Source organism: Actinomadura soli (assembly GCF_005889715.1).
Lineage (GTDB): Bacteria > Actinomycetota > Actinomycetes > Streptosporangiales > Streptosporangiaceae > Spirillospora > Spirillospora soli.
In genome coordinates, this window is the sequence record NZ_VCKW01000001.1 from 82,924 (window position 1) to 94,930 (window position 12,007).

The 12,007-nt window shown below is 74.1% G+C and carries 9 protein-coding genes; 8 read left to right on the forward strand and 1 reads right to left on the reverse strand.

Annotation, left to right across the window (positions count from 1 at the left end; translation table 11 throughout):
- Positions 1-68: 68 nt before the first annotated feature.
- The 8 genes from recN to ETD83_RS00460 all read left to right on the forward strand — a co-directional run bounded on the left by recN (position 69) and on the right by ETD83_RS00460 (position 11,394).
- The gene (gene recN, locus ETD83_RS00425) at positions 69-1,775 is read left to right on the forward strand and encodes a DNA repair protein RecN (RefSeq protein ID WP_138643009.1); all 1,707 of its coding nucleotides are present in this window, start codon (positions 69-71) and stop codon (positions 1,773-1,775) included.
- Between the two features lie 125 nt (positions 1,776-1,900).
- Positions 1,901-3,139, forward strand: a complete 1,239-nt coding sequence (gene steA / locus ETD83_RS00430; protein WP_138643010.1) for a putative cytokinetic ring protein SteA — start codon at positions 1,901-1,903, stop codon at positions 3,137-3,139.
- Positions 3,136-4,089, forward strand: a complete 954-nt coding sequence (locus ETD83_RS00435) for a copper transporter (protein ID WP_138643011.1) — start codon at positions 3,136-3,138, stop codon at positions 4,087-4,089. Before steA ends, ETD83_RS00435 begins: the two co-directional genes overlap by 4 nt.
- A gap of 4 nt (positions 4,090-4,093) precedes the next feature.
- Complete coding sequence (locus tag ETD83_RS00440) at positions 4,094-5,059, forward strand: hypothetical protein (protein WP_138643012.1); 966 nt, start codon at positions 4,094-4,096, stop codon at positions 5,057-5,059.
- 42 nt (positions 5,060-5,101) lie between these two features.
- Complete coding sequence (murJ, locus tag ETD83_RS00445) at positions 5,102-6,730, forward strand: murein biosynthesis integral membrane protein MurJ (RefSeq protein ID WP_138643013.1); 1,629 nt, start codon at positions 5,102-5,104, stop codon at positions 6,728-6,730.
- A complete protein-coding gene (locus ETD83_RS00450; protein ID WP_171063951.1) occupies positions 6,723-7,931 on the forward strand; it encodes a glycosyltransferase in 1,209 nt (402 codons plus the stop codon). Before murJ ends, ETD83_RS00450 begins: the two co-directional genes overlap by 8 nt.
- A 200-nt stretch (positions 7,932-8,131) precedes the next feature.
- Positions 8,132-9,130 carry a TerC family protein gene (locus tag ETD83_RS00455; protein WP_138643014.1) on the forward strand — a complete coding sequence of 333 codons (999 nt, stop codon included), beginning with the start codon at positions 8,132-8,134 and terminating at the stop codon, positions 9,128-9,130.
- 77 nt (positions 9,131-9,207) lie between these two features.
- Positions 9,208-11,394, forward strand: a complete 2,187-nt coding sequence (locus ETD83_RS00460) for an acyl-CoA dehydrogenase (protein WP_138643015.1) — start codon at positions 9,208-9,210, stop codon at positions 11,392-11,394.
- A gap of 186 nt (positions 11,395-11,580) precedes the next feature.
- On the opposite strand, the gene ETD83_RS00465 is transcribed toward ETD83_RS00460, so the two are convergent.
- Positions 11,581-11,934 carry a hypothetical protein gene (locus ETD83_RS00465; RefSeq protein ID WP_138643017.1) on the reverse strand — a complete coding sequence of 118 codons (354 nt, stop codon included), beginning with the start codon at positions 11,932-11,934 and terminating at the stop codon, positions 11,581-11,583.
- Positions 11,935-12,007 lie beyond the last annotated feature (73 nt).

Here is a 12,007-nt window from a genome sequence, read left to right on the forward strand (position 1 = left end):
GGACGGCCCCCTTCGGAAGACACCGATCCGGGATCTGTTTGCGGAGGGTTGTGACGCTGGTGCGTCCGATGGTCGATGAGGTGCGGATCGAGGGCCTCGGGGTGATCGATGAGGCCGTGCTCGACCTGTCCCCGGGGTTCAACGTCGTGACCGGTGAGACCGGGGCGGGCAAGACCATGGTGGTCACGAGCCTCGGGCTGATGTTCGGCGGGCGCGCCGACCCGCAGCGGGTCAGGCCCGGCGCGGACCGCGCCACCGTCGAGGGCCGGATCATCGTCGATCCCGGCGGGCGCGTGGTGGAGCGCGTGGAGGAGTCCGGCGGCGAGCTGGACGACGGCGCGCTGATCGTGACCCGGTCGGTGTCGGCGGAGGGCCGCTCCCGCGCGTTCCTCGGCGGCCGGTCCGTCCCGGTGAACGTGCTGATCAACCTGGCGGACGACCTGGTCGCCGTGCACGGGCAGTCCGACCAGCAGCGGCTGCTGCAGGCGTCCCGGCAGCGCGGCGCGCTCGACCGGTACGCGGGCGCCGCGCTGACCAAGCCGATGCGCGCCTACACGGCGGCGTACCAGCGGCACCGGCAGGTCACCGCGCTGCTGGACGAGCTGACCACCCGCGCCCGCGAGCGCGCCCAGGAGGCGGAGATGCTCCGCTTCGGCCTGGAGGAGATCGAGAAGGTCGACCCGAAGGAGGGCGAGGAGGCCGACCTCGCCGCCGAGGAGGAGCGGCTCGGGCACGCCGACGCGCTGCGCGGCGCCGCCGACACCGCGCACGAGGCGCTGCTCGGCGACCCGTCCGCCGCGATCGAGGCCGCGAACGTGACGAGCCTGCTCGGCCAGGCCCGCAACGCGCTGGACGCCGTCCGCGACCACGACGCGGAGCTGGCGGCGCTCGCCGACCGGCTCGCCGAAGCCGGCTACCTCGTCTCCGACGTCGGCACCGACCTCGCGTCCTACGCCGAGTCCGTGGACGCCGACCCGGCGCGGCTCGCCGTCGTCCAGGAGCGGCGGGCCGACGTGACCGCGCTGATCCGCAAGTACGGCGGGACGGACGCCACCGCCGCCGAGGTCCTGGAGTGGGCGCGGCGGTCGGCGGCGCGGCTCACCGAGCTGGAGGGCGACGACGACCGCATCGACGAGCTCCGCGCCGAGCACGCCGAGCTGGCCGAGCGGCTCGCCGCCGAGGCGGGCGAGCTGACCGAGGTCCGCACCCGCGCCGCCGAGCGGTTCTCGGGCGCCGTCACCGAGGAGCTGACCGCGCTGGCGATGCCGCACGCCCGCGTCAGCGTCACCGTCACCCCGACCGGCGAGTACGGCCCGCACGGCGTCGACGAGGTCGAGGTGCGGCTCGCGCCGCATCCCGGGGCCAAGCCGCTGCCGCTGCACAAGGGCGCGTCCGGCGGCGAGCTGTCGCGCGTGATGCTCGCGATCGAGGTCGTGTTCGCCGGCGCCGACCCGGTGCCGACGTTCGTGTTCGACGAGGTCGACGCCGGCGTCGGCGGCAAGGCCGCGGTGGAGATCGGCCGGCGGCTGGCGCGGCTGGCCCGCAACGCGCAAGTGATCGTCGTCACGCACCTGCCGCAGGTCGCCGCGTTCGCCGACCGGCACCTGCTGGTGGAGAAGTCCGACGACGGCACGGTCACCCGCAGCGGCGTCACCGCCCTCGACCAGGAGGGCCGCGTCCGGGAGCTGTCGCGGATGCTCGCCGGCCTGGAGGATTCCGAGCTCGGACGCGCCCACGCCGAAGAACTCCTCGCCATGGCCTCCGCCGAACGGTAACGAGTCATCGCGGGGGACGACCCCCCACGGCCCTCCGGAAAAACTACAGAGGGTGAGCGAACGGACACGCCTGGACACTCGCCGTTTCCGGTACCGGGTCCCGTGCTCTGGCAGGATGGCAGGTGATGAACGAGCCGTCACCCACCACAGAGCGGCGCGTCCGGCTGGCGCAACGGCTGCCGCGGCGCGTGCTCTCGCTCGGCCTGGCCCGCGACGACGGCCGGCCCGGGGTCAGCGCCGCGGTGCGGCTCGACCGCCGCACCAAGGACCTCACCAAGCGCCTGCAGCCCGGCGAGATCGCGGTGATCGACCACGTCGACCTCGACCGCGTCAGCGCCGAGGCGCTGGTGGCGTGCGAGGTCGGCGCGGTCGTGAACGTCGCGCCGAGCATCTCGGGCCGCTACCCGAACCTCGGCCCGCAGATCCTGCTGGACGCCGACATCCCGCTGGTGGACGACGTCGGCCCCGAGATCTTCACCAAGCTGCACGAGGGCGACCAGGTCCGCGTCGAGGGCGCCGTCGTGCACAAGGGCGAGGACGTCGTCGCCAAGGGCACCGAGCAGACGCCCGAGAGCGTCCTGACGGCGCTGACCGAGGCGAAGGCGGGGCTCGCGACGCAGCTGGAGGCGTTCGTCGCCAACACGATGGAGTACGTCAAGCGCGAGCGCGACCTGCTCATCGACGGCGTCGGCGTCCCCGAGGTCACCACGAAGCTCGCCGGGCGGCACGCGCTGATCGTCGTCCGCGGCTACCACTACCGCGAGGACATCGCGACCCTGCGGCCCTACATCCGCGAGTACCGTCCCGTGCTGATCGGCGTGGACGGCGGCGCCGACGCGCTGCTGGAGGCCGGGTACCGCCCCGACATGATCGTCGGGGACATGGACTCGGTGTCCGACGACGCGCTGACCTGCGGCGCCGAGATCGTCGTGCACGCCTACCGCGACGGCCGGGCCCCCGGGCTGAAGCGCGTCCACGAGCTGGGCCAGGAGGCGGTGACGTTCCCCGCCACCGCCACCAGCGAGGACATCGCGATGCTGCTCGCCGACGACAAGGGCGCCACGCTCATCGTCGCGGTCGGCACGCACGCCAACATGGTGGAGTTCCTCGACAAGGGCCGCGCCGGCATGGCCAGCACGTTCCTCACCCGCCTGCGGGTCGGCAGCAAGCTGGTGGACGCCAAGGGCGTCAGCCGGCTCTACCGCAGCCGGATCTCGACCTGGTCGCTGCTGTTCCTCGTCCTCGGCGCGTTCATCGCCATCGTCACCGCCGTCGCCATGTCCCCGGCGGGGGACGTCATCAGTCCCCTGCTCGCCGACCGCTGGCACGCCTTCGTCTTCTGGCTGACCGGACTCTTCACGTGATCGATTTCCGCTACCACCTCGTCTCCATCGTCGCGATCTTCCTCGCGCTGGCGCTCGGCATCGTGCTCGGCTCCACCACGCTGTCGGACTCGGTGAGCGAGACGCTGCGCCAGCAGGCGAACGCCGCCGCCAAGACCGCCCAGCAGGCCCGTAACCAGCAGCGGCAGCTGCAGCACCAGGTGAACGGGCAGGAGCAGTTCTCCCAGGTGCTGTCGTCGCAGATCGTCGCCGAGCGGCTCAAGGGCCAGTCGCTGGTGCTGGTCGAGACGCCCGGCGCGGGCGACGACAGCATCGAGCGCGTCGGGGAACTCGCCAAGAAGGCGGGCGCCGCCGTCACGGGGCGCGTCACCGTCCAGAAGAAGTTCCTGGACGACGACCAGCGCACCACGGTGGAGGAACTGTCCACCCAGTTGAAGCCCGACGGCGTCGAGTTCCCCGGCAACGCGACCGCCTACGACAAGGCGGGCACGGTGCTGGCGGCCGCGCTCGTCACCAGCGACGCCGCCAAGTCGGGCCGGGAGGACGCCTCCGGCGGCGCCGTCCTGAACGCCTTCAAGCAGGCCGGGTACATCACCGAGAGCGGCAAGCCCGGGCAGCACGCGACGCTCGCCGTCATGGTCGGGCCCGCCACCCCGTACGCCTACGACGGCGGCGGCGACGACAACAAGGCGCTGATCTCGCTGGCCGCCGCACTCGACGGCGCCGGGCGCGGTACCGTCGTCGGTGGCCCGCCGACCTCCGCGCAGGAGGGCGGGCTGATCGCGGCGCTGCGTGACTCCGACGCCGAGGACGCGGTCTCCACCGTCGACGTGGTGGACACCGCCTCCGGGCAGGTCGTGACGATCCTGGCGCTGCAGAACGAGATGAGCGGCAAGTCCGGGCAGTACGGCACGGGCGCCGGTGCCGGCGGCTACCTGCCGTCGCCCGCGCCGGCGGGGAAGAACGGGTGACCTCATGAAGCGACGCAGCACCTCCGGCGCGGCGAGAACGGCGCGGCTGCTGGCGGGGGCGGGCCTCGGCGCCGTCGCCGCGCGAGCCGCCTACGCCGCGCTGACGCGGCGCCCCCCCGGCCTGAACGGGCTGCCTGGCGACGAGGTGTGGGGCCGCACCAACCACCGAGGCGAGCCGGTCACGCTGCTGGAGGGGCCCGCTGTCGTTGCCGGCGCCACCGCCGCCGGGCTCCTCGCGCCCGGCGTCGCGGGCCGCATGCGCGCGGCCGCGCTGCTCGCGGGAACCGGGTCCGCGCTGCTCGGCGGGTACGACGACATCGCGGGGTCCGCCTCGTCCCGCGGCTTCAAGGGTCATCTCGCCGCCCTCGCGCGCGGCGAGGTCACCAGCGGCGCCGTCAAGATCCTCGGCATCGGCGCGACCGGCCTCGCCGCCGCCGCGATCGCCGGGTCGCCCGCCCCGTCCCGGACGGGACGCGCCTTCGACGCCCTCCTCAACGGCGCGATCATCGCCGGGGCCGCGAACCTGATGAACCTGTTCGACCTGCGTCCCGGGCGCGCCGTCAAGGTCGGCCTGATCACCGGCGCGCCGCTGGCGCTGACCAAGTCCGGGTCGGCGGTCGTGGCGGCGCCGCTCGGCGCCGCCGCCGCGCTCCTGCCCGAGGACCTCGGCGAGCGCGCGATGCTCGGCGACACCGGCGCCAACGCGCTCGGCGCGCTGCTCGGCCTGTCGGCCACCCGGCTCGGGCGCGGGCCCCGTCTCGCCGTCCTGGCCGGGCTCGCCGGGCTGAACGCGGCCAGCGAGTTCGTCAGCTTCACCAAGGTCATCGCGGGCAACCCGGTGCTGAACCGCATCGACATGCTCGGCCGCCGGCCTGCCGCCGCGCACGTCCCGCCCCCCGCCGGGGAGGCGGAGAAGCCGGACGACGCGTTCCGCCCGGCGGGTGACGGCGTCGCCGCCGACCCCGCGTAGCCGTGCCGCCCCCCGACCCCGACGAGTGAGCCACCGACGACCGTGTCCCCTGTGCTGCGCCGCCTGACCGGCGGCCTCGCCGGAGCGGCCGTGGTCATCGCGGTCATCACCGTCCTGGCCCGGCTCGCCGGGTTCGGGCGCACCTACGCCTTCTCGCAGACGGTCACCACGTCGTGCCTCAGCCAGGCGTACTTCACCTCGACGCAGTTCCCCAGCATCGTCTACGAGATCGTCGCGGGCGGCGCGCTCGCCAGCATGGTCGTGCCGGTCCTGGCGGGCCCGGCCGAGCGCGGCGACCGCGAGGAGGTCCGCCGGATCGGGTCGGCGCTGCTGACCTGGATCGTCGTGCTGATGGTGCCGCTGTCGGCGCTGATGGCGCTCGGCTCCCGTCCGATCATGGAGCTGCTGGTCGGCGGCGACCTGAAGGGCTGCTCCCGGAACCAGATCGTGGACGTCGGGTCCACCATGCTCGCGATCATGTCGGCGCAGATGGTGATGTACGGGATGGCGGTCGTCCTGTACGGGCTGCTGCAGTCGCACCGCCGGTTCGTCGCGCCCGCGCTGGCGCCGCTGATGTCGAGCCTCGTGGTGATCGCCGCGTACGCCGTGTACGCGCCGCTCGGCCGCGGCCACGAGAACGACCTGGCGGGCCTGCCGCTGGACGCGGAGCTGACCCTGTCGATCGGGACGGCGCTCGGCGGCGTCGCGATGGCCGTCACCGCCGGGATCGCGGCGTGGCGGCTGAGACTCCGGCTGCGCCCGACGCTGCGCTTCCCGGACGGCGTCGCGCGGCGCGTGCGGCGGCTCGCGCTCGCCGGGCTCGCGACCGTCGCGGCGCAGCAGCTCTCGGCGCTGCTGGTCGTCCGGCTCAGCTACGAGGGGACGGGCGGCGCGCTCGCCAACTACCAGTACGCGTGGGCGATCTACCTGCTGCCGTGGGCGATCCTCGCCGTGCCGATCGCGACCAGCGCGTTCCCGATGCTGTCCGCGCGGATGAGCGCCGCGGAGCAGGAGAGGTTCGACCAGGTCACCGCGTCCACCACCCGCGCGGTGATCCTGGTGTCGTGCGCCGGGGCGGCGGCGCTGGCCGCCGTCGCCGTGCCGATCGGCGCGGTGTTCAACCCCGGCCACCCCGACCAGCAGGACGTGCTCTCCCGCGCGGTGCTCGCGTTCGCGCCTGGACTGCTCGGCTACGGCCTCGTCGCGCATCTCGGGCGCGTGCTGTTCGCCTGCCACCGGGGCCGGATGGGCGCGGCGGCGGTCGTCACGGGCTGGCTGGTGGTGATGGTCGCGGACGTCGCGCTCGTCCTGTCGGCCGACCGGCACTGGGTGGTGGCGGCCCTCGGCGCCGGCAACGCGGCCGGGATGACCGTCGCGGGCGCGCTGCTGCTGGGAGCGCTCCTGCGCGTCCGGGGGGCCGCGTCCGTCGCGGGGATACCCCGTGCGCTCGCGGCCGGGCTGGCGGGCGGCGCCGCGGGCGGCGCGGCCGGCTACGCGGTCGCCGCGCTGCTCGGTACGGGCGGGACCGGCGCGGGCGGCGAGCTCCGCAACGCCGGGACCGGTATGCTCGCCGCGCTCGCCGCCGCCGCCGTCTTCCTGATCGTCGCATTCGTGGTCGACGGCCGTGATCTGCGGGCCGTCCTGAGCCGGAGGATCACGCGTCATGGCTGACACGAGGGAACTGGACGGGCTGCGCGTCGCGATCGTCCTCGGGACCGTCGCGGGCGGTGTCGGCAAGCACGCCCGGTCCGTCGCGCGGCGCCTCGCCGGGCGCGGCGCCCGCGTCCTGGTGTGCGGGCCCGCGTCGACCGAGGAGCTGTTCGGGTTCGCGGGCGACGGCGTCCGCTTCACCGAGGTCGACATCGCGGACCGGCCGCGTCCGCTGAGCGACGCGAGGGCGGTGGCGCGGCTGCGGACGCTGCTGCGCGACGCCGACGTCGTCCACGCGCACGGGCTGCGGGCCGGCGCCCTGGCGGTGACGGCGTGCGCGCGCATCGCGCCGGGGCCGATGCGGTTCTCTCGCGGCGGCCCGCCGCTGGTCGTCACGTTGCACAACGCCGTCATCGCCGGCGGGCGGACGGCCGCCGTCTACGGGGCGCTGGAACGCCTCGTGGCGCGCGGCGCGACCCGCGTCCTCGGGGTGTCGCCCGACCTGGAGGAGCGGATGCGGTCGCTGGGCGCCCGGTCGGTGGGGCACGCGATCGTCCCCGCGCCCGCGCCGCAGGCGCCGCCCGGCCCGGCCGTCCGCGCCGACCTGCGCGTGGAGCTGGACGTGGGGGAGCGGCCGCTGATCGTCACGGTGGGCCGGCTCGCCGAGCAGAAGGGCCTGCCGACGCTGCTGGACGCGTCGCGCGCCTGGGCCGGCCGCACCCCGCCGCCGCTCGTCGCGATCGTCGGGGACGGCCCGCTGGAGGACGAGCTGCGCGCCCGCGTCGAGGCCGAGGACCTGCCCGTCCGGCTGCTCGGCCGCCGCTCGGACGTCCCCGGCCTGCTCGCCGCGTCCGACGTGGCGGTCGTCCCGAGCGTGTGGGAGGGGCAGCCGCTGGTCGTCCAGGAGATCCTGCGGGCGGGACGGCCGCTCGTCGCGACCCGGGTCGGCGGCATCCCCGGCATGGTCGGCGCGGGCGGGCGTCCCGCGAACGACCCCGGCGGCCCGCTGCTGCACGGCCCCGAGAGCGAGGCGGCGCTGCTCGTCCCGCCGGGCGACGCGGACGCGCTGGAACGCGCGGTGAGCCGCGTCCTGGACGACCCCGCCCTCGCCGCCCGGCTCGCCTCGGCCGCCGCGCGGCGCTCGGCCCTGCTGCCCGGCGAGGACGACGCCGTCGACCAGCTCGCCGCCCTCTACCTGGACCTTGCGGACGTCCGAATCTGACGAATCCGCCAGGACGGGAACTCCGGCCGACAAGATCGCGTTATAGGGGGCAGTGGAGGGGAGTATCCCCGCGCACGGTTCCCGTCAATACGGCCGGTCCATACCGGCCCGGGTTCCGCGGCCCGGTGGACGGCCAGGTTGCTCGTCCAGGGCGGGAGAGACCTCCGGCGCTCGTTCATGTCCGCTGGAGGTGTTCGTCTTTGTCCGTCTCACCCTTGGTGTGGGGTCTCACCATCGCGGGGATCCTCGCCGTCATCGCCGTCGACCTGTTCCTGATCCACCGCAATGACACCCGGGAGTTCACCACCCGGCGCGCCGCGTTCTGGTCGGCGATCTACATCGGCCTCGCCGTGCTGTTCGGCATCGGCGTCTGGATGTTCTCCGGCGGGCGGTACGCGGCGGAGTACTACGGCGGGTTCGTCACCGAGAAGAGCCTCAGCGTCGACAACCTCTTCGTGTTCATGGTGATCCTCACCCGGTTCGCGGTGCCGAAGCACGCCCAGCACACCGTGCTGATGGCGGGAATCGTGATCGCGCTGGTGCTGCGCGGCCTGTTCATCGCGGTCGGCGCCGCGGCGATCTCCACGTTCACCTGGGTGTTCTTCATCTTCGGCGCGTTCCTGCTCTGGACGGCGATCGGGATGGTCCGCGGCGGCGACGAGGACGAGGTCAAGGAGAACGCGCTGCTGCGGTGGGCGAAGCGGGTCATCCCGACGTCCGACGACTACGACGGCTCCCGGTTCGTCACCCGGCAGGGCGGCCGCCGGCTCATCACCCCGATGGCCATCGTCATGATCGCGATCGGCTCCACCGACGTGCTGTTCGCGGTGGACTCCATTCCCGCGATCTTCGGGCTGACGACCGAGCCGTACCTGGTGTTCACCGCCAACGCGTTCGCGCTGATGGGGCTCGTCCAGCTGTACTTCCTGCTCGGCGGGCTCACCGACCGGCTCGTCTACCTCGGGCACGGGCTGGCGTTCATCCTCGGCTTCATCGGCGTGAAGCTGATCTTCCACGCCATGCACGAGTACGGCGTGTCCTGGGCGCCGGAGATCCCGATCTGGCTGTCCCTCGCCGTGATCGCCGGGACGCTCGCCGCCACGACCGTCGCCAGCCTCGCCGCCGGGCCCAAGCCGTCCGAGAAGGAGGCGGCGGCGCCGGTCCCGTTGGACGAAGCGGACGCGACACGCGACGCCTAGGCCCGGCCGCACCCCCCACTCGACCGAACCCTGTTCTAGAATAAGAATCAACAGTGGTCGGAGAGAGGGTTCGAGGCATGGGCATCGGGCTGACCGAGGAGCACGAGGCGCTCGCCGATTCGGTGCGCGGCTTCGCCGAGCGCAACATCCCGGCCGCGGCGGTCCGGGCCGCGCTGGACGCCGAGGAGGAGACCAGGCCCGGGTTCTGGCGGTCCCTGGCCGACCAGGGCCTGCTCGGCCTGCATCTCGACGAGGAGCACGGCGGCCAGGGCTACGGGCTCCTGGAGCTGGCGGTCGTCCTGGAGGAGCTGGGCCGCGCCGCCGCGCCCGGGCCGTTCCTGCCGACCGTCCTGGCGAGCGCCGCGATCGACGCGTCCGGCAACGCCAAGGCGCGCGCCGAGCTGCTGCCCGCCCTCGCCAACGGGACCAGGACCGGCGCCGTCGCGCTGGACGGCGCCCTGACCGGCCGCCGCGACGGCGACTCGCTCGTCGTGTCCGGGACGTTCGGAACGGTCCTGGGCGCCGCGCTCGCCGACGTGCTCGTCCTCCCCGTGGACGGCGGCACGTGGGTGGCCGTCGACGCGGCCAACGCCACGGTCACGCCCGTCGCCAGCCTCGACCGGACCCGCCGCGTCGCCGCCGTCGAGGTCAACGGCGTCACCGTCGCCCCCGACCGCGTGCTGGACGGCGTCACCACGGCCCGCGTCAGGGATCTCGCCGCGGCCCTGTTCGGCGCCGAGGCCGCGGGCCTCGCCGGCCGGCTGGTGAGCACCGCCGCCGAGTACGCGAAGGTCCGCGAGCAGTTCGGCCGCCCGATCGGGCAGTTCCAGGGCGTCAAGCACAAGGCCGCCCGCAGCCTGATCTCCCTGGAGCAGGCCCGCGCCGCCGCCTGGGACGCCGCCCGCGCCCTGGACGAGGACGCCCCGGACGCCGGGTTCGCCGCCGCGGTCGCCGCCGTCATCGCCGCCGACGCGGGTGTGCGGACGGCCCGCGACGCCATCCAGATCCTCGGCGGCATCGGCTTCACCTGGGAGCACGACGCGCACATCTACCTGCGCCGCGTCTCCACGCTGCGGGCGCTGCTCGGCCCGTCCAAGGAGTGGGCCGCCAAGGTCGCGGCGCTCGCGCTGGACGGCGGCCGCCGCGAGGTCGTCCTCGAACTCGACGAGGACGCCCGGCCGCTCCGCGAACGCATCCGCGCCGAGATCGCGGAACTGGCCGCCATCACCGGCAAGGACGAGCTGTACCGCAGGCTCGGCGACGAGGGCTGGACCGCTCCGCACCTTCCCGGGCCCTGGGGCCGCGCGGCCGGTCCGGTCGAGCAGATCCTCATCCAGCAGGAGCTGAAGGCCGCCAAGGTCAAGGGCCCGAACATCGGGATCGGGGCCTGGCTGGTGCCGTCCATCGTCCGGTACGGGACCGACGAGCAGAAGGAGCGCTTCCTCCGCCCGACGCTGCAGGGCCGGATCGTGTGGTGCCAGCTGTTCTCCGAGCCCGGCGCCGGCTCCGACCTGGCGTCGCTGTCGATGAAGGCCGAGCGCGTCGAGGGCGGCTGGCGGCTCACCGGCCAGAAGATCTGGACGTCGCTCGCCCAGCACGCCGAATGGGGCTTCTGCGTCGCCCGCACCGACCCCGGCGCGCCCAAGCACGACGGCATCACCTACTTCCTCGTGGACATGCGGTCCGAGGGCGTGGACGTCCGTCCGCTGCGCGAGCTGACCGGCGACGCCCTCTTCAACGAGGTGTTCCTCGACGGCGTGTTCGTCCCCGACGACCGCGTCGTCGGCGAGGTGAACCAGGGCTGGCAGGTCGCGCGGAACACGCTGTCCAACGAGCGCGTGTCGCTGTCGACCGGCGGCGGCCTCGGCATGGGCGTCCCCGAGCTGCTGGCGTTCCTCCGCGGCCGGGACGTCGGCCCGGTCGCCGCCCCGGAGGTCGGCGCGCTCGTCGCGCAGGGCCAGTCGATCGACCTGCTCGGCCTGCGCACCACCCTCAAGCAGCTGAACGGCGTGGAGCCGGGCGCGGAGGCAAGCGTCCGCAAGCTCCTCGGCGTCCAGTTCAACCAGGACGTCGCCGACTACTGCTGGGCCGCGCAGGGCGCCGCCGCCGCCACCGAGGTGCCCTTGGCGGAGAGCGGCATCATGGCCCGCGCCATGCTGTTCTCCCGCGCGATGACGATCTACGGCGGCACCACGGAAGTCCAGCTCAACATCATCGGCGAACGCCTCCTCGGCCTCCCCCGAGACCCCGAACCAGGCAAATAACGCATGAACCCAAGCCGGGGTCACGGGTCGTGCGGCCGGAGGCGCCCCGCGCCGGAGGCCGCACGACCCGACGAGCCGGGCGACCGCAGCGCTACGGTCGCCAAGCCGCACGGTCACGAAGACCCGCACCGTGGCGTGAGGATCGACCGGCTCGCAACGGGGGTTCCAGGGGGTCGCCCCCCTGGGCTAACGGGGCCGGAAGGTGTAGGTGACGTTGATCAGGACGATCGCGGCCAGGGCGAACATCAGGCCGGGGAGGCCGGCGTTGATGGCCGAGATGGCGCTCAGCGGGATCGCGGCCGCCAGCGACAGCACCGCCATGGCCAGGCTGTGATCGCGGTCGCCGCGGAGCCGCTCCGCCGCCGGACGGAGCCGTGGCCCGGACCTGGATTTCGCGGTGGTGTCCGGGGGCGCGTCGAGGGCCTGCTCGATGCGGTCCACGACCGTCTCGATGAAGGCGTCGTCGTAGTCGGGGCCCAGCTCGCGCCGGGCCGCCATCGCCGCCGTCAGGTCGTCGCGGGGCAGTCGTGGCATCGTCATGATTCGGTTATAGGCAAGGACGGGCCCGCGCTGCGTCACCCCCCGGACCGAATCACCGGCTACCTCGCAGGTA